Origin of the sequence: Paenarthrobacter sp. TA1.8, assembly GCF_048595705.1 — a bacterium.
GTDB classification, from domain to species: domain Bacteria; phylum Actinomycetota; class Actinomycetes; order Actinomycetales; family Micrococcaceae; genus Arthrobacter; species Arthrobacter nitroguajacolicus.
The window spans coordinates 1,506,765-1,533,279 of sequence record NZ_CP184287.1 but is presented as its reverse complement, the minus strand read 5'-3'; the positions used below and the strand labels follow the sequence as shown (position 1 = coordinate 1,533,279).

Annotated in this window: 18 protein-coding genes; 15 read left to right on the top strand and 3 right to left on the bottom strand. The window is 63.7% G+C overall.

The window, feature by feature from the left end:
• Positions 1-91 precede the first annotated feature (91 nt).
• The 6 genes from ACNAOT_RS07255 (at position 92) to ACNAOT_RS07230 (ending at position 8,237) form a co-directional block, all read left to right on the top strand.
• Positions 92-1,525, top strand: coding sequence for a dicarboxylate/amino acid:cation symporter (locus ACNAOT_RS07255; protein WP_091466240.1), 1,434 nt, complete (start codon positions 92-94; stop codon positions 1,523-1,525).
• A gap of 94 nt (positions 1,526-1,619) precedes the next feature.
• Positions 1,620-2,060 carry a YbjQ family protein gene (locus ACNAOT_RS07250; protein WP_091466238.1) on the top strand — a complete coding sequence of 147 codons (441 nt, stop codon included), beginning with the start codon at positions 1,620-1,622 and terminating at the stop codon, positions 2,058-2,060.
• Between the two features lie 138 nt (positions 2,061-2,198).
• On the top strand, positions 2,199-2,924 hold the full coding sequence (locus ACNAOT_RS07245; RefSeq protein ID WP_420180576.1) for a TetR/AcrR family transcriptional regulator: 726 nt from the start codon (positions 2,199-2,201) through the stop codon (positions 2,922-2,924).
• A 1-nt stretch (position 2,925) separates the two neighbouring features.
• A complete protein-coding gene (locus ACNAOT_RS07240) occupies positions 2,926-5,451 on the top strand; it encodes an MMPL family transporter (RefSeq protein ID WP_420180575.1) in 2,526 nt (841 codons plus the stop codon).
• A 182-nt stretch (positions 5,452-5,633) separates the two neighbouring features.
• Complete coding sequence (locus tag ACNAOT_RS07235; RefSeq protein WP_420180574.1) at positions 5,634-6,311, top strand: Maf family protein; 678 nt, start codon at positions 5,634-5,636, stop codon at positions 6,309-6,311.
• A gap of 54 nt (positions 6,312-6,365) precedes the next feature.
• Entirely contained in the window at positions 6,366-8,237 is a 1,872-nt protein-coding gene (locus ACNAOT_RS07230; RefSeq protein WP_091466233.1) for an acetyl/propionyl/methylcrotonyl-CoA carboxylase subunit alpha, read from the top strand.
• Positions 8,238-8,306: 69 nt separating this feature from the next.
• Here ACNAOT_RS07230 and ACNAOT_RS07225 read toward each other — a convergent pair whose 3' ends face one another.
• Positions 8,307-9,716, bottom strand: coding sequence for an MFS transporter (locus ACNAOT_RS07225; RefSeq protein WP_091466231.1), 1,410 nt, complete (start codon positions 9,714-9,716; stop codon positions 8,307-8,309).
• 293 nt (positions 9,717-10,009) lie between these two features.
• Between ACNAOT_RS07225 and ACNAOT_RS07220 the strand changes: the two genes are divergently transcribed.
• The 3 genes from ACNAOT_RS07220 to ACNAOT_RS07210 are packed head-to-tail and all read left to right on the top strand — an operon-like array spanning position 10,010 to position 15,168.
• On the top strand, positions 10,010-11,422 hold the full coding sequence (locus ACNAOT_RS07220) for an MFS transporter (protein ID WP_420180573.1): 1,413 nt from the start codon (positions 10,010-10,012) through the stop codon (positions 11,420-11,422).
• Positions 11,423-13,609 (top strand): molybdopterin oxidoreductase family protein, encoded by a 2,187-nt coding sequence (locus ACNAOT_RS07215; protein ID WP_420180572.1) that lies wholly within the window; start codon positions 11,423-11,425, stop codon positions 13,607-13,609. It abuts the gene before it with no gap.
• Entirely contained in the window at positions 13,606-15,168 is a 1,563-nt protein-coding gene (locus tag ACNAOT_RS07210) for an FAD-dependent oxidoreductase (protein WP_091466226.1), read from the top strand. The genes ACNAOT_RS07215 and ACNAOT_RS07210 overlap by 4 nt, the downstream gene beginning before the upstream one ends.
• Before the next feature lie 109 nt (positions 15,169-15,277).
• Here ACNAOT_RS07210 and ACNAOT_RS07205 read toward each other — a convergent pair whose 3' ends face one another.
• The gene (locus ACNAOT_RS07205) at positions 15,278-16,687 is read right to left on the bottom strand and encodes an NAD(P)H-quinone dehydrogenase (protein ID WP_420180571.1); all 1,410 of its coding nucleotides are present in this window, start codon (positions 16,685-16,687) and stop codon (positions 15,278-15,280) included.
• Positions 16,688-16,807: 120 nt separating this feature from the next.
• Here ACNAOT_RS07205 and ACNAOT_RS07200 point away from each other — a divergent pair, with 120 nt between their 5' ends.
• The 5 genes from ACNAOT_RS07200 to ACNAOT_RS07180 all read left to right on the top strand — a co-directional run bounded on the left by ACNAOT_RS07200 (position 16,808) and on the right by ACNAOT_RS07180 (position 23,231).
• Positions 16,808-17,608 (top strand): purine-nucleoside phosphorylase, encoded by an 801-nt coding sequence (locus tag ACNAOT_RS07200; protein WP_420180570.1) that lies wholly within the window; start codon positions 16,808-16,810, stop codon positions 17,606-17,608.
• Positions 17,609-17,863: 255 nt separating this feature from the next.
• Positions 17,864-17,995, top strand: coding sequence for a hypothetical protein (locus ACNAOT_RS07195; RefSeq protein WP_279586718.1), 132 nt, complete (start codon positions 17,864-17,866; stop codon positions 17,993-17,995).
• A 75-nt stretch (positions 17,996-18,070) separates the two neighbouring features.
• Positions 18,071-19,669 carry a glycoside hydrolase family 68 protein gene (locus tag ACNAOT_RS07190; protein ID WP_420180568.1) on the top strand — a complete coding sequence of 533 codons (1,599 nt, stop codon included), beginning with the start codon at positions 18,071-18,073 and terminating at the stop codon, positions 19,667-19,669.
• Between the two features lie 90 nt (positions 19,670-19,759).
• Complete coding sequence (locus ACNAOT_RS07185) at positions 19,760-21,382, top strand: glycoside hydrolase family 32 protein (RefSeq protein WP_420180567.1); 1,623 nt, start codon at positions 19,760-19,762, stop codon at positions 21,380-21,382.
• Between the two features lie 103 nt (positions 21,383-21,485).
• Positions 21,486-23,231, top strand: coding sequence for a phospho-sugar mutase (locus ACNAOT_RS07180; protein WP_420180566.1), 1,746 nt, complete (start codon positions 21,486-21,488; stop codon positions 23,229-23,231).
• 5 nt (positions 23,232-23,236) lie between these two features.
• On the opposite strand, the gene nirD is transcribed toward ACNAOT_RS07180, so the two are convergent.
• A complete protein-coding gene (gene nirD, locus ACNAOT_RS07175) occupies positions 23,237-23,599 on the bottom strand; it encodes a nitrite reductase small subunit NirD (protein ID WP_420180565.1) in 363 nt (120 codons plus the stop codon).
• A 281-nt stretch (positions 23,600-23,880) separates the two neighbouring features.
• On the opposite strand from nirD, the gene nirB reads away from it, so the two are divergent.
• Positions 23,881-26,511, top strand: coding sequence for a nitrite reductase large subunit NirB (gene nirB, locus ACNAOT_RS07170; protein WP_091466217.1), 2,631 nt, complete (start codon positions 23,881-23,883; stop codon positions 26,509-26,511).
• Positions 26,512-26,515: the final 4 nt, after the last annotated feature.

Below are 26,515 nucleotides of genomic sequence, written 5' to 3'. Positions count from 1 at the left end.
GGGCATCCGTGGCCTGAAGGGGTTTGGGGACGGCGTAACATTTCTCAACGTCCGTTCGCTATGTTATTTGCGATGCACCTAACGTGTTCCGGTGAGCACCTCAACCAACACTTCCCCAGCAGCTGGCAAGACCGGCTTCCGGCTCCCCAAGTGGGCCGGTTCCTTCGGCGTCCAGATCATCGCAGCCCTTATCATCGGTCTCGTCCTTGGCCTCATCGCCAAGTACACGGGCAGCACCAAGACTGCTCCCAACGGCCTCGGCGCTACTCTCCAGACGATTGGCTCCAGCTACGTATCGTTGCTGCAGACCGCCGTCGTTCCTTTGATTTTCACCGCCGTGGTGAGCTCCATTGCGAACCTGCGCCAGGTCTCCAACGCCGCGCGGCTGGCGTGGAACACTCTGCTGTGGTTTGCCATTACCTCGCTGGTATCGGTACTGATCGGCATCGGCCTGGGTGTGCTCCTGCAGCCTGGTGCAGCAACCGGCATCACCGAAGAAGCCAAGTACGCCGGCAAGACCGGCGACTGGTGGGCGTTCCTGATCGGCCTGTTCCCCAAGAACTTCCTTGGACTCGGCGCCAGCTCCACCGTCACCGAGAGCGCCAACGCCGCCACCACCGTCAGCACCGCCGTGAACTTCAACGTGCTCCAGATCCTGGTGATCGCAATCGCAATCGGCGTTGCCGCCCTCAAAGTGGGCAAGCAGGCCGAAGCCTTCCTGACCTTCAACGCATCCGCGCTGGCAGTCATCCAGAAGGTCCTGTGGTGGATCATCCGCATCGCCCCGCTGGGCACCATCGGCCTGATCGGCAACGCTGTGGCCATCTACGGCTGGGACACCATCGGCTCATTGGGCAAGTTCACTGCCGCTATCTACATTGGCCTGGCACTGGTGCTCTTCGTCCTCTACCCCATTTTGGTCCGCGTCCACGGCCTGTCCGTCAAGCAGTACTTCTCCGGTGTTTGGCCGGCGGTCCAACTGGCGTTCGTCTCCCGTTCCTCGATCGGCACGCTTCCGCTCACGCAGCGCGTCACCGAGCGGAATCTGGGCGTCCCCTCCGGCTATGCGTCCTTCGCTGTGCCGCTGGGCGCCACCACCAAAATGGACGGCTGCGCAGCGATCTACCCGGCCATCGCTGCAATTTTCGTGGCACAGTTCTTCGGCATCAACCTCGACTTCAGCCAGTATCTGCTGATCGTTCTGGTCTCCGTTCTCGGTTCCGCTGCTACGGCAGGCACCACCGGCGCCGTCGTCATGCTCACGCTGACCCTGTCCACGCTGGGACTCCCGCTTGCCGGCGTCGGCCTCCTCTTGGCGATCGACCCGATCCTGGACATGGGCCGCACCGCCGTCAACGTCGCGGGCCAGGCACTGGTCCCGGCCATCGTGGCCAAGCGCCAGGGCATCCTGGATGAGTCGCTGTACAACGCACCCCGCAACGGTGCAGCGTTCGCGGATGAGTTCGCAGCCGACAAGGCAGCGGCAGAAGTCAACGAGCGCGAACTGGCCGATTCAAAGGCCTAAGACTCAGCCGCTTCGCAAGGGCACAAATCCCCCGGGGAGTTCTCCCCCGGGGGATTTCCCCGTTTAAGGGGTCGAGTCTGGATAGGCTCGGACCATGTTGATCGTCACCTCCAACGAAATCCCAGGCCACCGCATCGATGCCGTCTTCGGCGAAGTCATGGGCCTCACTGTCCGTTCACGCGATATCGGGTCGCAAATGCTTGCCGGCTTCCGCTCCCTTGGCGGAGGCGAGCTGCCCGAAATGACCAAAGCCCTCTACGAAAGCCGCCAGGAAGTCATGGCACGCATGGTCAACGAAGCGCAGCAGCGTGGAGCCAACGCCATCGTGGCCATGCGCTTCGACACCTCGGAAATGGGCACCAACTGGACCGAAGTGTGTGCCTACGGAACCGCGGTCTACGTGCTGCCGCTGGGTGAGGGTGAGCCCGGAGCAACGGGCCAGTCCATCTACCTGACCAAAACCGCAGCCCAACAGTCATCCCAGCAGGGTCAGCCGACTCCGCCCGCTCCCCCGGCGCCCCCAACACAGTTCTAGCCCCACGCTTCCGAGTCCCGCTCTGGTTCGTCCGCCACCCCGTTCAACGGTGGGCTGGACGAACCAGGGCGGGACTTTTCGCGTGCCCCAAGGACCGCCAAATTGCGCAGAGTGCAAACTTGCACTTAGTGTAAGTATGTGACCCAAACCAGTAGCCAGGAAGCCACTGCGGAGTCGTCCACCACTGCTGAGCCCGCTACCCCTTCACGGCGCGAACTCAACAAGGCGGCCACCCGCAGCTCCATCGCCTCCGCAGCCCTGGACCTTTTGCGCAGCAACGGGCCCGGAAATTTCACCGTAGAAGACATCGCGGCCAGCGCGGGTGTCTCACGGCGAACCTTTTTCAACTACTTCCCCAGCCTCGAAGCTGCCCTGGCCTCCGTTGCCGACGGCTTTATGGACCACGCGCTGGAGCAGTTCCGGTTGCGCCCCGCGGACGAGTCCATCCTCGAATCCGCGCAGGCCGCCCTCATGGCACTGGCCGATCCCATGTCCGTGGCTCCGATGGCCGAGCTGTTCAGCCTGACCCAGGACAACCGCCAGCTGGCCCGCTCCGAACTTGAGGCCTGGGAGCACTGCACCGAGCAGATCATTGACGCTGCCCGCGGCAGGCTCGGCGCCGGCATCAGTGAGCTCTACCTCCATGCCCTCGCAGGCTCCGTCATCTCCTGCGGCAAAGCGGCAATGACCGTCTGGTTCGCCGAACACGGACCGGACCTTTCCCCCAAATCCCTCGCCGTCCTCCGCCAGCACCTCATCGATGCGATGGGCCTTCTCGGCACCGGCTTCGCGCCGCCGTCGGACGCGTCCTTGCACGCCTCAGCAGCCTCAACTTCCGTTTCAACCACCAAAGATCGGTTCTGACATGGCCTCGTTCCTCTACCGTCTCGGCAAATTTTCGTATCGCCGCCGCTGGCTGGTCATCTCCATTTGGCTGGCCGTCATGGTGGCAGTGGGCGGCTCGGCCGCAGCGTTCCACGGCACCATGTCCAACAACTTCACCATCCCGGGCACCGAAACCCAGCAGATGGCGGACAAGCTGAAGGATGCCCTGCCCGATTCGTCAGGCGGCTCGGCCAGCGTAGTTTTCGACGCCGGAGATGCCGGATTCGACCAAGCCAAGAAGGACGCAGTTGCGGCTGCGCTTACCAAGCTGGAAGCCATGCCGGACGTGCAGGGCACGGTAAACCCCTTCACCACGCAGGAGCAACTGGATAAGGCCGCCGCGGACATCGCCGCCGGCGAAGCCAAGGCTGCCGAGGGCCAAACCCAGTTGGACGCCGCGCGCGCCCAGCTGACTGCAGGCGAAGCCCAACTCGCAGGGGCTGAGCAGCAACTGGCCGCAGCTGGCCTCACTCCGGCACAGATTGAAGCGCAGCTGGCTCCGCAGCGCGCCGAACTCGCCGCGGGGAAGGAAAAGCTCGACGCCGGAACCAAGGAAGCAGCCGACGGCGCCGCCACGCTGGCCCTCGGCAAGCGACAGCTTGAGGCCTCTGAGGGCATGCGATTTGTCTCCAGCGACAACAGAGCTGCAATCGCGCAGGTCCAGTTCAAGACCTCCATCAACGCCGTTGACCCCGCCGTCCGCGAGGAAGTCCAGGAGATCGTCCACGGAGTCTCTTCCGCCGGTGTCACTGCCTACGCCAGCAAGGAAATCACCGAGGACGTCTCTGAGATCTTCGGCATTGCAGAAATCGTGGGCGTCGTAGTGGCTGCCCTTGTCCTGATCCTGATGCTCGGCACGCTTATCGCGGCTGGCCTGCCTCTTTTGATGGCGCTGATCGGCGTCGCCGTGGGTGTCGGTGGAACATTCGCGCTCACCAGCGTGATCGACATGAGCTCCATCTCGCCCATGCTTGCCCTGATGCTCGGCCTTGCGGTTGGCATCGACTACTCCCTCTTCATCGTCAACCGCCACCGCACGCAGCTCCTGTCCGGTATGGACGCCGAGGAATCTGCAGCTTTGGCCACCGGTACCTCCGGTAACGCCGTGCTATTTGCCGGCCTCACGGTCATCATCGCCCTCGCCGCGCTGGTGGTTCCCGGGTTGCCCTTCCTCGCAGTGATGGGTGTTGCGGCCGCAGCGACAGTCGGCGTGGCCGTCGTCGTAGCTTTGACCCTGACGCCCGCCGTCCTGGCCCTGATTGGCCGCCGACTCATTTCCAAGCGCGCTTGGGCCAAGGCCGCAAAGCACAACGCCGAGCCCGGCCACGAAGCTGCGGACCGGGAACGCGAGGAGAAGCGCAGCAGCGGTGGCTGGGGCGGCATGGTCACGCGTCACCCGTGGGTTGCCCTCGTGGCAAGCGTCGCCCTGCTGGGTGCCTTGGCGTTGCCGGCATCGCAGCTGCGGCTGGCACTTCCCGACGGCGGCTCCGAGCCGGTGGATTCGCAAGCCTTCAAGGCGTACGACCTCACGCGCAGCAGCTTCGGCGAAGGCGTAACCGGGCCGATCGTCGTTGTGGGCGAATTCCCCGAAGGCCTCAGCGAGAACGATGCCAGGAACAAGCAGTTCGACGTCGCGGACCAGCTTCGCAGCGTTGAGAACGTCATCGCCGCTGTTCCGGTTGCCTTGAGCGAAGACCGCCGCACCGCCGTTTTCCAGGTCATCCCGAAGGAGGGTCCCGCCAGCGCCGGCACCGTGCAGGTGGTGTCCGATCTCCGCGCCAAGGGCTCAGCAATTCATGACGATTTGGATGCGACCATCGGCCTGACGGGCCAAACCGCAGGCAACATCGATGTGTCCAACAAGCTCGGCGCGGCTCTGCCGCCCTACTTGGCGATTGTCGTGGGACTCTCCCTCCTGCTGTTGCTGCTGGTATTCCGCTCCATCGTTGTGCCCCTGCTGGCAACCGGCGGATTCCTGCTCTCGCTGGCCGCTGCTTTCGGCGCCGTGGTTGCCGTGTACCAGTGGGGCTGGCTGGGAGGCATCTTCGACGTCGCCAATCCGGGTGCTGTGCTCAGCTTCCTGCCCATCATCCTGATCGGCGTGCTGTTCGGCCTGGCGATGGACTACCAGGTGTTCATTACCTCCGGCATGAGGGAGTCCTTCATGCACGGTGAGTCCGCCAAACATGCTGTCCGCTCCGGGTTTAGCCACGCTGCAGCAGTGGTCACCGCGGCCGCGATCATCATGGTCAGCGTGTTCTCCGGCTTCATCTTCAGCCACCTCACCATGGTCCGACCACTCGGCTTCGCGATGGCATTCGGTGTGCTGATTGATGCCTTCGTGGTCCGCATGACGATTGTTCCCGCCGTGATGTACCTCCTGGGCGAGAAGGCCTGGTGGCTGCCCAAGTGGCTGGAACGGATCCTTCCGGATGTGGATGTGGAAGGCGCCAAGCTGGACCGCAGTGATCGCCGGAAGGCCTCTGCCGAGGAACTCGTCCACTAACCCTCTCTCACGTAACAGCCAATATTCTCGAACGCTCTCCCACTTGCGTGACGCAAGTGAGAGAGCGTTCGGTTTAAGCACGCGGGATGTGATCGAGCGTCGGGGGGGAAGCACGCGGGATGTGATCGAGCGTCGGAGGGAAGCACGCGGGATGTGATCGAGGGCCGTATTAGGCTGGGACTGTGACCCGATTGATCCTTGCCTCCCAGTCCCCCGCCCGCACCAAGCTCCTCACGGAAGCCGGGATCCGGCATCACGTCCTGGTCTCGGACGTCGACGAGGATGCGGTGCAGGCAAAGTACGGCGTGACTGACGCCCACGACACCGCGCTCTTGCTGGCCCGCGCCAAGGCCGAGGCCGTTGCCGCCCTCCCCGAAGCTGAGGGTGCCTTAGTGATCGGTTGCGATTCGGTATTCGAGTTCGACGGCGAGTTCCACGGCAAGCCCTACACCGCGGAGGTGGCGCGGGAACGAATGCTGCGGATGAGCGGCTCGCAGGGAGTGCTCCACACGGGCCACTGGCTCGTTGACTGCCGGGACACCGCCGCTGACGCGGACGAAGAAGCAGGCGCAGATGAAACTCCCGAAGGCACGGGCGCCACCGTTGGCGCGGTATCGAGCGCTGAGGTCCACTTCGCCCGGATGAGCACGAACGACATCGATGCCTACATCGCCACCGGAGAACCCCTTCACTGTGCCGGTTCCTTCACCATCGATGGCTTGGGCGGGGCCTTCATCCGCAAGGTCGACGGCGACCCGCACGCCGTCGTCGGGCTTTCCATCTCCACCCTTCGGGACCTGCTGGTCCATGCGAACGTGGGCATCACGGAGCTGTGGGACACGGATAACCAAGAGAAGTAGTTTGTAGCAAACCTACAAAGGAACATCGCATCACACACGGAATCCCCCATCAATATGGGCGGAACCCTCACAATCGCGCTAGGCTCCTCAAGGACAGAAGGAGTCAACAACTTGTCAGCTAACCCGGCGCAGCCCATTTCCAGCCCTCTCACCAAGGTCTTGATTGCCAACCGCGGCGAAATCGCGGTCCGCATCATCCGAGCCGCCCGGGACGAAGGCATCGCCTCCGTAGCCGTTTACGCCGACCCCGACCGTGACGCCCTCCATGTCCGCCTCGCCGACGAAGCCTACGCTTTGGGCGGCAACACCGCAGCCGAGTCGTACCTGGTGATGGACAAGATCATCGACGTCGCCAAGCAGTCAGGTGCCGACGGTATCCACCCCGGCTATGGCTTCCTGGCCGAGAACGCCGAGTTTGCGGCCAAGGTCATCGACGCCGGCATCACGTGGATCGGCCCCTCCCCAGAGGCCATCTCGGCCCTGGGCGACAAGGTCCAGGCGCGCCACATCGCCGAAAAAGTAGGCGCACCCCTCGTCCCCGGCACGGCCGACCCTGTGGAGTCCGCCGACGAAATCCTGAAGTTCGCCGAGGAATTCGGCCTTCCCATCGCGATTAAGGCTGCCTTCGGCGGCGGTGGACGCGGCATCAAGGTCGCCCGCACCATGGACGAGATTCCCGAGCTCTACGAATCAGCCGTCCGTGAAGCAGTGGCCGCTTTTGGTCGCGGCGAATGCTTCATTGAGCGTTTCCTCGACGCTCCGCGGCACGTCGAAACCCAGTGCCTGGCCGATGCTTTCGGCAACGTTGTGGTGGTTTCCACCCGCGACTGCTCCCTGCAGCGCCGCAACCAAAAACTCGTTGAGGAAGCCCCGGCTCCGTACCTCAGCGAAGAGCAGAACAAGCGCCTGTACGAGTCCTCCAAAGCAATCCTGAAGGAAGCCAACTACCTCGGCGCCGGCACCTGCGAGTTCCTGGTGGGCCAGGACGGCACCATTTCCTTCCTCGAGGTAAACACCCGCCTCCAGGTGGAGCACTGCGTGTCCGAGGAAGTCACGGGAATCGACCTCGTCCGTGAGCAGTTCCGCATCGCCCGTGGTGAAGCCTTGGGCTACGACGACCCGGAAGTCCGTGGCCACTCCTTCGAGTTCCGTATCACCGGCGAGGACCCGGGCCGCAACTTCATGCCCGCCCCCGGCACCATCACCACACTGAAGAACCCGACAGGCCCCGGCGTCCGGATCGATTCCGGCATTGAGCAGGGCGACGTCATCAGCGGCAACTTCGACTCCATGCTCTCCAAGCTGATCATCACGGGCGCCACCCGCGAGCAAGCCCTCCAGCGTTCACGCCGGGCGTTGGAGGAGATGGTGGTTGAGGGCATCCCCACTGTCATCCCCTTCGACCTCGCAGTAGTCACCGATCCCGACTTTGCTCCGGCGGAAGGACCCTTCAAGGTTCACACCCGCTGGATCGAGACCGAGTTCGTCAACAGCATCCCGGCATGGTCTGCCAACGGCGCGGGCGCTGAAACGTCCGACGCCGGTGAGCGCCAGCGCGTCGTCGTCGAGGTCGGTGGCAAGCGGCTTGAGGTCGTCCTGCCGTCCGGCCTGGGCGGTAGCATCGCCGCGGTTTCCGGCGGTTCGGGCACCAAGTCCGGCAAGTCCAAGAAGCGCTCCCGTTCAGCTGGTGCAACGGCTGCGGCTGCGGGCGGCGACGCACTGACGTCCCCCATGCAGGGCACCATCGTCAAGGTGGCAGCTTCGGAAGGCGACGTTGTGGCTGAGGGCGACCTGATCGTGGTTCTCGAAGCCATGAAGATGGAACAGCCACTGACCGCCCACAAGGCCGGTACCGTGCGCGGCCTCGCTGCCACCGCGGGCGAGACCGTCGCCGCAGGTGCAGTCATTGCCACCATCGAGGACTAACGCCAGGAACCTCTTAACGACGTCGGCCCCGCACCGTTTGGTGCGGGGCCGACGTCGTTATTTGGCTACTTAGGCAACGTTGTTCTCGTAGTCCGTGTCCTTGGTTTCACGCGTGAGCCACAGCGCGACGAAGGTGACCACAGCGGCGGCTGCCATGTAGGCGCCCACCAGCCAGGTGCTGCCGTCGGCTACAGACCAGAGGGCAATGGCTACGAAGGAGGCCGGTGCCGCTCCGATCATGGAGGACAGGTTGTACGCCACTGCTGAACCCGTGTAACGGACGTTGGCCGGGAACAGCTCGGGAAGAATGGCCGCCATGGGGCCGAAGGTCAGGCCCATGAGGGTGAACCCCACAATGAGGCCAACCATGGCCGCTGCCTGGCCGGGGCCAAACATGGTGAACCAGAGCGCACCGAAGACGAAGATGCCGGCGGTGACGCCCAGCAGGAACTTGCGTCGGCCCCACTTCTCGGCGAGCGGCCCGGAGACCATCGTGAAGATACCGAAGAAGACGACGCCGATGATCAGCATCCAGAGGAAGTCGGACCTGGTGATTCCCAGGCCGGGGACGAATGCTGCGACCTGCTCCGGGGTCATGGGCGTACCGGCCTTCTCCGCTGCTGCCTGGGCGCCGGCCAGCGTGGGCTTGGTGCCGTAGGACAGCGTGAACGTGGTCATGATGTAGAAGAGCACGTAGGTGGCGAACATGATGAACGTACCGGCCACCACGGGGCGCCAGTGGCTCTTGAGGGTAGCCGCGAGGGGCAGCTTCTGCACCTTTTCCTGCTGAATCACCTTGGTGAAGGACACGCTCTCCACCAGCTTCAAACGGACGTAGAGGCCCACGATGACCAGGACCGCGCTGAGCAGGAACGGAACCCTCCAGCCCCAGGCGAGGAATTCTTCGGCACTTAGGGACACGTTCATCCAAATGAAGATGACGTTGGCGATGATGAAGCCGATGGGTGCGCCCAACTGCGGGAACGTTCCGTAGATGGCCCGCTTTCCCTCGGGCGCGTTCTCCGTGGCGAGCAATGCTGCGCCGGACCATTCTCCACCCAGGGCCAGGCCTTGGAAGAAGCGCAGGATGACCAGCATGATCGGCGCCAGGATGGCCCATCCCGCCATGGAGGCCGTGGGCAGGAGGCCGATGAGGAACGTTGCAATACCCATGGTCAGCAGCGACGCAACCAGGGTGCCCTTCCTGCCGATCTTGTCACCAAAGTGGCCGAAGACCACGGCGCCGACGGGACGTGCGAAGAAGGCAACACCGAAGATGGCGAACGCACTGAGCAGCGCGTTGATGTCAGTGGCGTCCGGGAAGAAGAGCTTCGGGAAGACGAGTACCGACGCGGTGGCATAGGCGTAGAAGTCGTAGAACTCGATCGTCGTGCCGATCAGGCTCGCGAAGATCACCTTGCCCCGCGAGTTCACTGGCTTAGTGGACTCGCCTTCCTTGGATGGTGCAGTGGAAGACATGTATTTGCAGCTTTCTTTCACGCCGGCCGATTCTCCATGAGACACCCGGCGAAGGATTATTCGAGAGTTCAATAATAGTTCCCGCTGTCCATTGAATGGACAACAAAGTCCAACATGCGGACGAACGGAAAAATCTCATCTTGTGGTCCGCGCCACATTACCTCACCATCGCCTCACGCGCCGGTGACCCCGCCGATAGGGAAATGTCACAGCACGTTTACAAACGGCGCCCGTCCACGAAATGCGCGAAACCTACCTTGGAATAACAACGTCCCCCACCAAGGAGGCACTCCGTGACTGTTGACCGCTCCGCAGATGAACTGGCCCCCGTCCAGTCCACTGCCACCGCCGCCCCCGCCCTTGAACACCGCCCCGGCCGCTGGATTGCCAACTGGGATGCCGAGGACAAGGGCCAGTGGGAAGCCGAAGGCCGGTCCATCGCCAAACGCAATCTCTACTGGTCGATCTTCGCCGAATTCCTCGGATTCGTCGTCTGGCAGCTGTGGTCCATTGTGGTGGTCCAGCTCCCCGCAGCCGGCTTCCAGTTCGATACCAACCAGATCTTCTGGCTCATCTCCATCCCCAGCCTCGTAGGCGCCACGCTCCGCATCCCCTACACGTTCATGGTTCCCAAGTTCGGTGGCCGGAACTGGACCATCGTCTCGGCGCTGCTCCTGCTGATCCCCACCACAGGCCTTGCCATCTGCGTATCCAATCCGGAAACACCTTTTGGTGTCATGCTCCTTATGGCCGGCCTCGCCGGTTTCGGTGGCGGCAACTTTGCCAGCTCGATGGCCAACATCACCTTCTTCTACCCTGCCCGTGAAAAGGGTTGGGCACTGGGCCTGAACGCTGCCGGCGGTAACCTCGGTGCCGCCGTCGCACAGCTTGTTGTTCCTATCGCCATCACGCTGCTGGCTGCCGGGACCGTCAACCTGCCGATGGCAGGCATCATCTGGATCCCCCTGATCATCATCGCCGCCTTCGGCGCCTACAAATACATGAACAACCTCACCAGCGCCAAGGGTGATGTGGCTGGTTCCCTGGCTGCCCTCAAGGAACCGCACCTGTGGATCATGGCGTTCCTCTACATCGGTACGTTCGGCTCGTTCATCGGCTTCGCGGGCGTCTTCCCCAAGCTGATCAAGGACTACTTCCCGGACTTCTCCTCCATCCACGTCGGCGCGGTGGCACTCTCGCTGGCCTTCCTGGGCCCGCTGGTCGGTTCATTGGCCCGCCCCTACGGCGGACGCATGGCAGACCGCATGGGCGGTGCCCGGATGACCATCGCATCGTTCGCTTCCATGGCTGTCATCACGCTGACCATGATCTGGACGCTGCCCCTGAAGAACTTCTGGATCTTCCTCACCTTGTTCCTGCTGCTCTTCCTGGCCAGCGGCTTCGGAAACGGTGCAACGTACCGCATGATCCCGGTCATCTTCGCAACATCCAGCCGGGCAGCCCGTGCGGGTGCCCCGAGCGCCACCACTGCACGACTCGCTTCTTCCTCACTGGGCCTGATCTCCGCGATCGGCGCCTACGGCGGGTTCGTGATTCCCCAGGTGCTCAACGCTTCCAACACGGCCAGCGGCTCCTACACCCCGGCGTTCTACGGATTCGTTGGAGCCTATGTCCTCATGCTCACCGTCTGCTGGGTCTGCTACATCCGCCCCGCCCGGAAGCGCAACACGATCGGACACATCTAGATGCCCAACGGCGCCGATACCCACTGCCCGTACTGCGCGCTCCAGTGCGCCATGACGCTGACCCCGGCTGCACCTGCAGCCGGGGCAGTGCCCGCGCCGGAGGCAGAACCCGCCCCGCCCTTGGAAGTATCCGGGCGCGACTTCCCCACCAACCGGGGCGGGCTGTGCCGCAAAGGCTGGACATCGGCGTCGTTATTGCGTCACAACGGCCGCGTCACCGAACCGATGCTCAAAGGTTCCGACGGCCTGCATCAGCCCATCTCGTGGGACCAAGCACTCATGTTCATCACCGCTGCGGTCAAGGACACCCAGAAGCATTACGGGAATGACGCCGTGGGCGTATTCGGCGGCGGCGGCCTCACCAACGAGAAGGCGTATCTGTTGGGCAAGTTCGCCCGGCTGGCCTTGCGCACCTCACGGATCGACTACAACGGCCGCTTCTGCATGTCTTCGGCCGCAGCTGCGGGCAACCGGGCGTTCGGCGTGGACCGCGGCCTTCCCTTCCCTGTTACGGACCTGGACACCGCGTCCGTGATCCTCATGCTCGGTTCCAACGTTGCCGAGACCATGCCTCCGTTCGTCCAGCACCTGCAGGGCGCACGCGACGCCGGTGGGCTGATTGTGGTGGACCCCCGCCGCTCGGCTACTGCGGCGTTCACGTCCGACGGCGGCGGGCTCCACTTGCAACCGACGCCCGGCACCGATCTGGCTCTCCTTTTGGGCATTAGCCACGTGGTGGTCCACGAAGGACTGGCCGATGCTGAGTACATCGCGGCCAACACCAGCGGCTACGCCGCGGTGGTGCGCAGCTTGTCCGCGTTCTGGCCCGAGCGCGTGCAGTCCATCACCGGCGTCCCCGCCACCTTGATCCGCGAGACCGCCCGCCGCTTGGCGCAAGGAGCCCGCGCTGGCGGCAGCTATATCCTCAGCGGCCGCGGAGTGGAACAGCATGTGGACGGGACGGACACCGCCACTGCGGCGATCAACCTGAGCCTCCTCCTGGGCCTGCCCGGCTCGGCCCGCAGCGGCTACGGCACGCTCACCGGCCAAGGCAACGGTCAAGGTGGCCGCGAACACGGGCAGAAAGCCGACCAGCTTCCCGGCTACCGCAAGATCACCGATCCCGCCGCCCGCGCGCACGTCGCCGGTGTGTGGGGCATCGACGAGTCGCTGATCCCCGGCCCCGGCCTCCCCGCCGTCGAACTTCTCAAGTCCCTCGGAAAGCCCGACGGCGTCCGGTGCCTTTTCGTGCACGGCGCCAATGTGGTGGTGTCGGCGCCCGATACCAACGCAGTGATCCAAAGCCTCCGCAGCCTGGACTTCCTGGTGGTTTGCGACTTCTTCATGTCCGAGACCGCAGCTGAAGCGGACCTGGTTCTGCCTGTGACCCAGTGGGCCGAGGAAGAGGGCACGCTGACCAACCTTGAGGGTCGCGTGATCCGGCGCCGCCGAGCGCTGACTCCTCCTCCGGGCGTTCGCAGCGAGTTGTGGCTCATGGCGCGGCTGGCGGAACTGCTGGACGCCCCTTCAACCTTCAGTGACGATCCCGAGACCGTTTTCGAAGAGCTTCGCCTGGCTTCTGCCGGTGGTTTGGCCGACTACTCGGGCATCGATTACGCCATGCTGGACCGGGACGAAGCTGCCTACTGGCCCTACCCCGTGGGCAGCACCGGGACGCCGCGACTCTTCGCCGACGGGTTTGCCCATGCCGATGGCCGGGCCGTCATGGTTCCGGTGACGCCGTCCAAGCGGGCTGTTCGTTCGTTCGCGGATGATTCACTGGCGCTGGCAACCGGCAGGCTTCTGGAGCACTACCAATCCGGTGCGCAGACCCGACGCGTGAGCGAGCTCCTGGCGTCGCAGCCCCAGGCCCGGCTCCTCATTCACCCGGGAACGGCGGCTTCACGCGGCATTGCCGACGGCGACTACGCCACCGTGACAAATGAGCGCGGTGAAGTGCTCTGCCGTGCCGAGCTCAGCAACTCGGTCCGCCCTGACACTGTCTTCCTGCCGTTCCACTTCCCCGGCCAGGAAAACGCCAACCGCCTCACCGAGGCGACCACAGATCCTATTTCCGGCATGCCGGAGTTCAAGACCAGCCGGGTATGGGTCCGGAAGGCAGTCTCCACCCAGGAACGGGTTCCAGCTGGAACCCGGCTGCCACTGCACGTCAAGGAGGCATCATGAGCGAGCGCATTGTTGTTGTTGGATTCGGGCCCGTAGCTGCCCGTCTCGTGGACGAACTGCTCCCCGCCGTCCGCTCGGGACTGGTGCAGCTGCTGGTGGTGGGCCAGGAAACCGAGGCAGCGTACAACCGCGTGATGGTGGCCGAGCTGGGCGTCGGCCGCACCACAGCCGAGGCTCTCGCGATGGCTGATGCGTCCGAGCTGGAAGCCGACGGCGTGGAAGTGCGGTTGGGCGTCAAGGTCAAAAGGATCGACCGTGCCCGTCAAAACATAGTTCTGTCCGATGACAGCACTGAGCACTATGACCGACTGGTGTTCGCCACCGGGTCCCGTCCCGTCATTCCAAACCTCACAGGGCTCAACCCGGACCCTTCCAGGCCGGTGCTTCCGGCCGGCGTCACGGCATTGCGTGATCTACAGGATGCTGCGGTACTTCGGGCGGCGGTGGCCGACGGAAAGCGTGTGGTGGTGCTGGGTGGCGGCGTGCTTGGCCTGGAAACCGCCTTGGCTGCCTCGGAAGAAGGCGCCCAAGCAACTGTGGTTCACAATGGCCCCTTCCCCCTCGGCAGGAGCATTGACCGCGGCAGTGGATCCGTCCTCATCAACAGTCTGCGAGCCGGCGGTGTCCGGATGGCAGGGAATGCACGTTCTACTGGTGTGGAGACGGCAGGACCGGGCGGCAGCTTCTCGGCTTTGCTGCTGGATGACGGCTCGGCGATCGACGGCGACCTGCTGGTTCTGTCATGTGGTGTGCGCCCCCGCATCGAACTGGCGGAAGGCTGTGGCTTGCCTGTTGCGACAGGGATCCTCGTGGACCACCACCTCCGGACCTATCACGAGCCCCACATGTTCGCGATCGGCGACTGTGCTGAAGTGCGTTGCCCCGACGCTGCCTGCGTTGATTGCCGGACAGCCGCTGGGCCCTCCGGCCTGGTGGGTCCGGGCTGGCGGCAGGCTGAGTGGTTGGCCGAGTACCTCGTGGTCCTGGCCCGGGATGGCCAGGACGCCGCAGATGCCTTGGAGGCGCTGCCCATGGAGAAGCCCGGGGTGGTTGTCCTGAAGGCACGCGGCATCAACCTGGCCGTGGCGGGCGATAACCAGGCCGATCCATGGGACGAGGAGTTGCTGGAAGCAGGTGCCGCGTCCGGGCGTGCCCGCCGGCAAATCTCCCAGTGGGCCGATCCCGAACACGGCCGCTACGTGAAGATGACCACCCGCGGAGGAGTGCTGGAAGGCTTGGTGGCCGTAGGTATGCCCCGGACTGCTGCCGAGCTGGTGGTGCTCTTCGAGCGTTCCTCGGAGCTGCCCGCGGACCGGTCCTTGCTGCTCCGCCTGGACGGACCTGACCAGCTGGATGCCGGCGCCACGAGCAACGATCCCCAAAGGACCGTGTGCCGCTGCGCCGGGGTGAGTGCGGCCAGCATCGAGGACTCCGTGGTGGAAGGCTGCAGCACCGTGGGCGAGGTATCCAAGGCCACCCGCGCAGGAACAGGCTGCGGAGGGTGCCATGAGGACATCAAGGGGATCATCGAAAAACACTTCCAAGCGGCTGCCGCCTGAAGCCGCTTAGTCCTCGCTCCGATTCGGGGGTTCCCTGCGGATCATGCCGTGCGCACGGCACGATCCGCAGCGGGCCATCGAAACGGGCGCCACGCTGGTCAGCGTGGCGCTACATGTGCACGTGCAAGCGCCGCGCAGCCTCCGAGATGGAGCCGGTCAGCGACGGGTACACCGTGAAAGCGCTGGCTACGTCATCAACGTGCAGCTTCTGGGTCACCGCGACGGAGATCGGGAAAATGAGCTCCGAAGCGTTCGGCCCAACCACCACGCCACCGATCACGGTGCCGGATCCCTTGCGCGCGATGATCTTGACGAAGCCGTCCTTGGTGTTCCGCATCTTGGCGCGGGCATTGCTGAGCAGGGACAACATCACCACGTCGCCCTGGTACTTGCCGGACGCGAGGTCGGCCTCTGAGACGCCCACGGAGGCGATTTCAGGGGACGTGAAGATGTTGGACGCCACCTGGTTGAGCTTCAGCGGCTTGACGGCATCACCCATGAAGTGGGCAATCGCAATGCGGCCCTGCATGGCTGCAACGGATGCGAGCGCGAAGACGCCGGTGCAGTCGCCGGCGGCGTAAATGTTGGGGGCAGTGGTGCGGGAAACGCCGTCCACCTTGATGTGCCCGGACTCGGTCAGGGTGACGCCTGCTTCTTCAAGGCCGATGCCCGCGGTGTTGGGGATGGAGCCAACACACACCAGGCAGTGCGAACCTGTCACCACCGATCCATCACCCAGGGTGACCTTCACGCCGTCGTCGGTTCGCTCCACTGTGTTGGCGCGGGACTTCGACAGGACGCGTACGCCACGGCGTTCGAAAACGCCTTCCAGCAGCTTGGCGGCATCTGTGTCCTCGCCGGGCAGAACCTGGTCACGGCTGGAGATCAGAGTGACCTTGGAGCCCAAACCGTTGTAGGCGGATGCGAACTCGGCGCCAGTAACGCCCGAACCCACAACAATGAGTTCTTCGGGAAGCTCGTCCAGGTTGTAGATCTGGGCCCAGTTGAGGATGCGTTCGCCGTCGGGCTTGGCGGTGGGAAGTTCACGCGGGTGAGCACCAACAGCCAGCAGGATCGCGTCGGCGTCGATGGTGCGTGTTCCTTCGAGGGTGAGGACCTCGATGGTGTTGTTGTCCAGCAGCTTGCCGGAGCCGATGACGATCTCCACGCCCAGGCGCTCGAGGCCTGCACGGATGTCGCCAGACTGGCCATGAGCCAAGGTCAAGACGCGATCGTTGATGTGTTTGAGGTCGGCACGCGGCTTGGAGGCCGTGCCGTCGCCGTCGAACTTCACTCCGAGTTCGTCCGCCTCACCGACGCGCGTCATGAGGTCGGCGGTGGCAATAAGGGTTTTGGAAGGCACGACGTCGGTCAGCACCGCGGAGCCGCCGAGGCCTGCCCGTTCGACGATGGTGACGTGCGCGCCGAGCGAGGCGGCAACCATGGCAGCTTCATATCCGCCGGGACCACCTCCAAGGATCGCGATACGGGGGGCACTGAAGTCAACTTGGGTGGTCACAATGCTCAATTCTCGCTCATTGCCACGCCGGTTGCCACCCAGCCCAACCTCACTCCGCTCCGATCCCTACCAAAGTCCTGTAGCGCAAGGTAGCTTGTACCAGTGAGTAACACTGAGCTGATGAACACTGACCCCTTTGAGGCCGCGAAGGCCGCCGCGGCCTTCATCGCCGCGGAGACCGGCGTCGAGTCCCATGACGTAGCCCTGGTGCTCGGATCCGGATGGGCGGAGGCCGCCGACCTGATTGGTGAAACCACCGCCACACTGAACGCCTCCGAGGTTCCCGGTTTCCACAAACCAGCGGTGGTGGGCCATGTTGGCACCATCCGGTCCGTCCTCACCAAGGAGGGCAAACGAGCCCTGGTCCTGGGCGCCCGGACGCATTACTACGAAGGCCGCGGCGTGCGGTCCGTAGTCCATGGCGTACGCACGGCCGCAGCAGCCGGGTGCAAGACGCTGGTGCTCACCAACGGTTGTGGCGGGCTCAATGAAGATTGGACCCCCGGAACTCCGGTGCTGATAAGCGACCACATCAACCTCACCGCAACCTCACCGCTTGAGGGCGCAACGTTCGTCGACCTTACGGACCTCTATTCCTCACGGATCCGCGACCTGGCTCGTGAAGTTGATTCCTCCCTGCAGGAAGGGGTGTACGCACAATTCACCGGCCCGCACTACGAGACGCCGGCAGAAGTCCAGTACGCCAAGCGGATCGGCGCAGACCTGGTGGGGATGTCCACGGCGCTGGAGGCAATCGCCGGCCGCCACGCAGGGATGGAAGTTTTTGGCATCTCCCTCGTCACCAACCTTGCAGCCGGCATCAGCCCTGTTCCCTTGAGCCACGCGGAAGTCCTTGAAGCCGGTCACGCAGCGGGTAAGCGGATCTCCAAGCTCCTGGCCGAGATCATCGCCAAGCTCTAGGGGCGAAACGTCTGCAGAATGCGGGGTCACCACCAAAGGTGGCCCCGCATCGCTATTTAAGGGTTTGCGCTAACAATTCCGGAGGAGAAGTAAACGCACAGTAAATTCTCAGGATAAATCTGATTTGTTGCGAAACATTTGATTGAAGCCGCCCGGATGTGTCACGCGCGCACGTTGCCAATGTAAGCGCTTGCGCAAGTACTGGCGAGTAACCGAAAAAGCCCGCGAAATGCCCTTTGCCCTCAGACCTAACACGTGTCTAGCGTGGAGAGTGCCCCGGTAAGTCGACGTGCCGGAGCCACCGCGGCGGATAGCTACAAAGCTCCCCCGCACCTCGAAACGATGGCGTCCCTCGATGACGCCTACAGCGGATCGATGGACGCCTGAGTAGAGAACCCCCAACAGGGGGTCAGGGCATGCGCCCCACTCCACGAAGTCCAACACTCCGCGAGAAGAGCAAGCATGAACACGCACTCAACCCCTCCACGGCAGCGCCGCCGGCTGCGCCAGGCAGTAGCCCTCGCAGCTGCGGCCGGCGTGGCCGGCAGCATCCTGCTGGTGACGCCGGCTGCGCAAGCCAACCTGCCGGCCGACCCGCCGTCGAGCACCATGCCGGCGCCCACGCCCGGCTTCCCGCTGCCAACCACGCACACCCAGCAGGCGTACGATCCGGCAGCAGACTTCACGTCCAAGTGGACGCGAGCCGACGCCAAGCAGATCATGGCCCAGAGCAACCCCAACGTTGCCCCGGGCGAGAACTCCATGAGCCCCAACGTCACCATGCCGGAAATCCCCAAGGACTTCCCGGCCATGAACGACGACGTCTGGGTTTGGGACACCTGGTCGCTGACAGACGAAAACGCCAACCAGATCAGCTACAAGGGCTGGGATGTCATCTTCTCCCTGGTTGCTGACAGGCACGCAGGCTACGGCTTCGACCAGCGCCACTGGAACGCAAGGATCGGCTACTTCTTCCGCAAGACCAACGCTGATCCCGCCAAGGACAAATGGAACTACGGCGGACACCTGTTCCTGGACAACACGTCCATCGGCAACACGGAGTGGTCCGGCTCCACGCGCCTCATGCAGGGCAACAAGATCAACGTCTTCTACACGGCCACCACGTTCTACGACGTCGCCGAGCGGAATGCAGGCGGCGGCGGAATCGCTCCGGACGCTGCGATCGCCAAGGCATTGGGTAACATCCACGCCAACAAGGACGGCGTGACCTTCGACGGCTTCCAGCACACCAAACTGCTGGAGCCGGACGGAAAGATGTACCAGAACAAAGCCCAGAACCCCGGCTTCGCGTTCCGTGACCCGTACACCTTCGCGGATCCCGCCCACCCGGGCAAAACCTTCATGGTCTTCGAAGGCAACACCGGCGGCACCCGCGGCTCCTACAAGTGCAAGCAGGAAGACCTCGGCTACCAGCCGGGCGACCCCAACGCCGAGACTTTGGCACAGGTCAACAGCACCGGCGCCTGGTACCAGACTGCCAACGTTGGCCTCGCCGTGGCGGATAACAAGGACCTCACCAAGTGGAGCTTCCTGCCGCCGATCCTTTCGGCCAACTGCGTCAACGACCAGACCGAACGTCCGCAGATCTTCATCCAGAACGAGAACGGCAAGAACAAGTACTACCTGTTCACCATCAGCCACCAGTTCACGTACGCGGATGGAATGCGCGGCCCTGACGGCGTGTACGGCTTCGTCGGCAACGGTGTCCGCTCCGACTACCAGCCGGTCAACAACAGCGGCCTGGCCCTGGGCTCCCCCACGGACCTGAACATGCCGGCCAACGCGCCGGAGGGTCCGGACCCGCGGCAGAACGGCCGTCAGTTCCAGGCCTACTCGCACTACGTGCAGCCGGGCGGCCTGGTCCAGTCCTTCATCGACAACGTGGACGGTGTCCGCGGCGGTTCCCTGTCCCCCACCGTGAAGATGAACTTCAAGGACGGCGTAACGCAGGTTGACCGCAGCTTCGGCCAGAACGGCCTCGGCCCGTTCGGTTACCTTCCCACCAACGTTCGCGTTGGCGGCGAGGGCCTCTATAAGTAAGCAGTAACACCCCGGCCGACAGGCCACGGCAGGGGTGCCGGACCCACGAGGACCGGCACCCCTGCTACCCCCAACCCCAGGATCTTCCCCATGACATTTCCCAGCCCCCACCTGTCCCGCCGCCAAATGCTGGCCGCAAGTGCCGCCGTCGTGGTCGCCTTCTCCGCCGCATCCTGCACGCAAGCGGAAAGCCCGACGCCGGTTCCCACCCCGGCGGGTCCGGCACCTACCCCTTCAGATCCGTGGCGGCCCGTTGCGCACCTCACCGCTGAGAAGAACTGGCTCAACGATCCCAATGGCCTCGTCTACCACGACGGCACTTACCACGCCTTTTACCAGTACAACCCGCAGGGCAACTCGTGGGGCAACATGTCCTGGGGGCACTCCACCAGCAAGGATCTGGTGCATTGGGAGCAGCAGCCCGTGGCCATGGAGGCGAGCCCCGAAGAGGAAATCTTCTCCGGCTGCATCGTGATGGATAAGAACAATGCCTCAGGTCTTGGCTCGGCGGAAACCCCACCCATGGTGGCCCTCTACACCAGCGCCTATGGCAAGAACGGCGCTCTGCCTCAAGGCTCCCAGGCACAATCCGTCGCGTTCAGCCTGGACAACGGGACCACGTGGCAGAAGTATCAAGGCAACCCGGTCCTGAATCTTGCACCCACCAACAACAACTTCCGCGACCCAAAAATCACCTGGTACGAACCCGGCCGATACTGGGTGATGACCACCGTGGTTGCCGACGCCCAGGTAGTCAAGCTGTTCAAGTCCACAGACCTCCTCCGTTGGGAATACCTGAGTGATTTCTCCGGTGTCGGCGCCCAAGGAGGCCTGTGGGAGGTGCCGGAACTCCTCCACATGGACGTGGAGGACTCCACGGCAAAGAAGTGGGTCATGCTGCTGAGCATCAACCCCGGCGGCATTGCGGGCGGCTCGGGTATGCAGTACTTCGTGGGCGAATTCGATGGAAGGCGCTTTACGGCGGAAAACGCGGCAGCCCCCGGCGCCCCGCTCACCGAATCCCAATGGCTGGACCACGGCGCAGACTACTATGCCGCCAACTCCATCTCCGGCGCGCCCGGGGACAAGCCCGTTCTCCTGGGATGGATGGGCAACTGGGACTACGCCCAGGATGTGCCCACCACCCCGTGGCGCGGCTCCATGGCTATTCCCCGCGAACTGACTTTGGTTCGGGGGGCGAAACGGCTTGAGCTCCGGTCTGCCATAGCCGGCGCGGCGCGGGAAACGCTGGACCGCTCCGGTGAAGTGAAGAGCAAAAACCTCACCGTTGGCTCCTCGCCCCAGGACCTTGGCCAGGAGTTCCGGGGACGTACCCAGCTGATCGAACTGGACATGGACCTGAAGTCGGCGCGTGAAGCCGGTGTTCTCCTCCGCCACTCATCCTCCGCTTCCGAGACCGGACTGCGGATCTCCTATAACAAGGAAACAGGCAGTGTCAGGGTGGACCGGTCACAGGCCGGAACCAGCAACTTCTCCGGAAAGTTCAGCCCATTCCATGAAGTAGCCCTGCCGTCCCCAGGCAGCAAGGTCCATCTCACGATCCTCCTCGATTCGTCCTCGGTGGAAGTCTTCGCGGCGGGTGGAACTGCGGTGATTTCGGATACGTTCTTCCCGGACTGGGACAACACAGGTTCCTCGGCGTTCAGCATGGAAGGCGACACGGACTTCACCGTCACGACACGCGGTCTTTAAAGGCCCGCCCTAGGGCGGGATCTCACCCTTTACAACCGCTCTTGAGGACGAGATCCAACTCCTCGTTGCCCGGGAAGCGCCCATTGAGGATAGTTTTGTCCCTATGACATCCAGCGATGCCGCATTTGAACAGCTGCTCACCGACGCCCGCCAATGGGCTTCCCAAGACCCGGACCCGGCGACGTCGGCTGCTCTCATTGAGTTGGCCGGGCTTGCCAGCGGCGGTGATGCGGGAGCAGCCCAGGAACTGGGCGACAGCTTCAACGGCACCCTGCAATTCGGCACAGCCGGCCTCCGCGCAGCGCTCGGCCCCGGCCCCAACCGAATGAACCGCGTTGTTGTCCGCCGTGCAGCTGCAGGCCTGGCGGCCTTCCTCACCGAATCTGTAGCCGCAGCTGCACCGGGAACCCGGCCGCGCGCCGTCGTCGGCTTCGATGCCCGGTACAACTCGGACATCTTCGCCCAGGAAACCGCTGCAATCTTTACGGCAGCGGGCATTGAAACCTTCCTGATGCCGGCAGCGCTTCCGACGCCGTTGCTTGCCTATTCGGTCAGGTCACTGGATTGCGACGGCGGTGTCATGGTCACAGCGAGCCACAACCCGCCGCAGGACAACGGTTACAAGGTCTACTTGGGACGCCATGCAGTATCTGAGAGCGGGCGCGGGTCTCAGATCGTGGCGCCGTACGACGCTGAGATCGCCGCGAAGATCGAGGGCGTGGGGGCGCTGGATTCCATTGAACTCGCAGAAAACGGCTGGACAGTGCTGCCCACGTCCGTAGCCGCAGAATATGAAGCTGCGATGGCGGGACTGGTGGATAGGGAACACTTCCCGGCACGGGACCTCAAGATCGTCCTGACGCCCATGCACGGTGTCGGCGGTGAAACGGCCGTCTCCGTCCTGAACGCCGCCGGTTTCGCCGATGTCACGCTCGTGGCCGAACAGGCCGAGCCGGATCCGGACTTCCCCACCGTCGCTTTCCCTAATCCGGAAGAGCCCGGGGCGCTGGACCTGGCCCTTGCCGCTGCTGCGGACTCGGATGCGGACATCGTTTTGGCCAACGACCCCGACGCCGATCGGGCCGCGGTTGCCGCGTTGGATCCCGCCACGGGAAGCTGGCGGATGCTTCGCGGTGACGAAGTGGGGGCGCTGCTTGGTGCGCACGTAGTAGCGCGAATGGCTGCCGGTGCCGGGGACGAGCCGCAGACCGGAGTGTTCGCCAACTCGATCGTGTCCTCCCGGCTGCTCTCACGCATCGCCGCCGCAGCGGGCTACGCCCACGAGGAAACACTCACCGGCTTCAAATGGATTTCACGGGTTCCCGGCCTCACCTACGGGTACGAGGAAGCACTGGGATACTGTGTGGCGCCTGACCTGGTGCGCGACAAGGACGGCATTTCAGCGGCTGTGCTGATCGCCGAACTCGCCGCAACTGCCAAGGCCGAGGGCAAGACGATCTTCGACACCCTCGATGACCTGTATCTAGTGCACGGACTGCATGCGAGCGACCAACTCAGTATCCGGGTGGCCGATTTGGGACTGCTCGATGCCATGATGAACCGCCTGCGGGTCAACCCGCCGGAAGCGTTCGGAGGCTCCGCCGTCGAGGTTTCAACCGATCTTGCGGAAGGAAGCGAAGCCCTGCCTCCCACGGACGGCCTGCTGTACCTGACCCGGGACCAAAGTCGTGTCATCATCCGTCCCAGTGGCACCGAGCCCAAGCTCAAGTGCTACCTGGAAGTCATCCAGGCCGTGGAAACTGCGGCGGAACTTCCCGCAGCACGCCAGGCAGCGCGGACATCCCTGGATGATGTTCTCAGGGACGTCCGCGAAGCCTTGGGCTTATAGGACTCCTAGAGTTCAACCTCGATGAAGCCGTCCACCAAACGGGTGGCGAACGCGTCGAGCTTGAGTTCCGGGTTGGTGAAGCATTCACCGGTTTCAAGGTCGTAGACCTCTTTGTGCAGCGGCGACGCGATGGTCGGCCGGCTTCCGCGGGATCCAATGATCCCCCGGGCCATAACGTTGGCGAGCGTCGCCGGGTCCTGCTGTGCCACAGCGAAGACCTCGGTGGGCGCTGTGCGGAACAGCGCAACCTGACGGCCGGCGATCAACGCAGCCTCGCCCCAAGCCAGTTCGAGTTCGTCCACCCGGCAAACACGGTGCCATGTGGCGGTTGTGGTCAGGTCCTCGGCACGGTCCAGAATTACGGTCATTTCAGCCCCTCTCACTGTGTCCGGGTGTTGGCTTTTCCACCGTCACTCCCCCGGACCGGGCCACACTTGCGGCCACTACTCCAAGCTAGGACCCGGGTGTTTCATCGGTTGTCCGCGTTTGTGTCGAACGCGTAAAAGAGACCTCACACCTCACGAAATGCGTTCGTGATGCAGAAGTTAAGATCACGAAACAAAAGGGAAACTGAAGCGAAACTGCCCGTCCCTAGGCTGGAACCACAAGTTGCGGAGATCCGTCTGCAACATCTGCGAAAGGCCCACCAGTGACCGGACACACTTCAAGTACAGAGAACCCGCGCCGCATCGTCGTCGTCGGCGGCGGCCCCGCTGCCCACCGTTTCGCCGACGCCATGTTCAATCGCGGACTTGAAGGTTGGCAGGTTACGGTGCTGACCGAAGAGGCACACCTCCCGTACGACCGCGTTGCGCTGAGCAAGGCCCTCACGGAAACCGGCGTGGACCTCACCTTGGGCGATGCATCCATGTGGGACCACGAAGCCCTGACTTTGGTCACCGGCGAGCGCGCCGTGAAGATCGACTCCGTGGCCAAGAGCGTCCTCACCGCCGCCGGCAACAAGTACGAATACGACCACCTGGTAGTGGCTTCGGGTTCCGACGCGGCCCGGCTCCCCATCCCCGGTTCCGAGCACACCCACGTTTACCGCACCCTCGAGGACGTCTGGGCCATTAACAAGGCCATCGCCGGGCTGCGCGAGAAGCTCGGCCGCAAAGTCAACGCGGTCACCATCGGTGGTGGCTTGCTTGGACTTGAGTCCGCTGCCGGCACCGAACAGCTGGGCGCCACACCGATCGTCATCAACGGCGCACCGTGGCTGATGAACACCCAGCTGGATGAGGGTGCCGGCCAGGCGCTCGGCCGCCTGATTGAGGCCAAGGGCTTCGAAGTCCACGGTGGCGTCTTCCCCTCCGAGGTAGTCACGGACGACGACGGCAACGTCACCGGTGTCCTGATGGCTGACGGCCGGACCATCGACGCGGACCTCGTAATCGTGGCTATCGGCGTGAAGCCCCGGGACGACCTCTTCCGCGCGGCAGAAGGTGAAGAGCAGCTGTTTAGCCTGGGCCAGCGCGGCGGCGTTGTCATCAATGATTTCTGCGCCACGGAAGTGGACGGCATCTGGGCCATCGGCGAGGTGGCCAACTTCGAAGGCATGTGCTTGGGCCTCGTGGCTCCTGCCAACACCATGGCCGAGATCGTTGCTGACCGCCTGCATGGTGGCGAAGCAACCTTCCCGGGCTTTGACACTGCCACGAAGCTCAAGTTGTCCGGTGTTGACGTTGCCAGCTTCGGCGACGCGTTTGCCCGCACCGAGCACTCCCTGGAGATCGTCTACGCCGACCCCGCGCGTGGGGTTTACCAGAAAATTGTCACCACAGATGATGCCAAGACCCTCCTGGGTGGCATCTTCGTGGGCGATGCCTCCCCGTACATGAGCCTCCGCCCGCTTCTGGGCCGCGAACTGTCCGCCGAACCGGGTGCCTACCTGAGCGCTGCCGGAGGTGGCGAGGCCCCTGAAACCGAACTTCCGGACGACGCCATCCTGTGCTCCTGCAACAACGTGGCCGCCGGAACTATCCGTGACACCATCAACGGCTGCGGTGCCTGCGAGGGCAACTCCCCGGTGCAGGAGCTCGGCGAGCTGAAGGGCTGCACCAGGGCCGGCACCCAGTGTGGTTCCTGCGTTCCCATGCTCAAGAAGCTCCTTGAAGGCGAACTGAAGAAGTCCGGCATTGAGGTCTCCAAGGCACTGTGTGAGCACATCAGCCTTTCCCGGCAGGAACTCTTCGATGCCATCCGCGTCCTTGAGCTCACGTCCTTCGAAGACATCATGGCCAAGTACGGCACCGGAGCGGGCTGCGATATCTGCAAGCCGACCATTGCCTCCATCCTGGCCAGCCAGCACTCCGCCTACGTTCTGGATGCCGGTCGCGGTGCGCTGCAGGACACCAACGACCGCGCCTTGGCGAACATGCAAAAGGACGGCACCTATTCGGTGGTCCCCCGCATCGCTGGTGGCGAGATCACGCCAAAGGGCCTGGGCGTCATCGCGGCCGTAGCGGAGAAGTACAACCTGTACACGAAGATCACCGGTGGCCAGCGCATCGATATGTTCGGTGCCCGCCTGGAGCAGCTGCCGGACATCTGGAAGGAACTGGTGGACGCCGGCTTCGAATCCGGACAGGCCTACGGCAAGAGCCTTCGTACCGTGAAGTCCTGCGTTGGTTCTACATGGTGCCGCTTTGGTGTGCAGGACTCGGTGGCAATGGCCATCGCCTTGGAGCTGCGCTACCGCGGCCTCCGCAGCCCCCACAAGCTGAAAATGGGTGTCTCCGGTTGCGCCCGTGAATGTGCCGAAGCCCGTGGCAAGGATGTTGGCGTGATCGCCACGGCCGACGGTTGGAACCTGTATGTAGGCGGTAACGGTGGCGCCACCCCGGCGCACGCCCAGCTGCTGGCCAAGGACCTGGACGACGAAACCCTCCTGAAGTACATCGACCGTTACCTCATGTACTACATCCGCACCGCTGACCGCCTCCAGCGCACCGCGCGCTGGCAGGAAGAGCTCGACGGCGGAATCAAGCACGTCGAGGAAGTAGTGGTCAACGACTCCTTGGGCATTGCCGACGAGCTTGAAGCCGCCATGGCCAAGCACATCGACACCTATGAGGACGAGTGGGCCGAGACCCTGAAGGACCCGGAGCGCCTCCGCCGTTTCCGTTCGTTCGTCAACGCTCCCAACCAGAAGGACGAATCCATTTCCTTTGTTCCGGAGCGCGGCCAGATCCGTCCGGCCACCAACGAGGAAAAGGGCGGCGTGCTCATCGCTTCCACTATCCCGGTCCGCAGCGAAACCGTCGGCGTAGAAAACTAGGGGT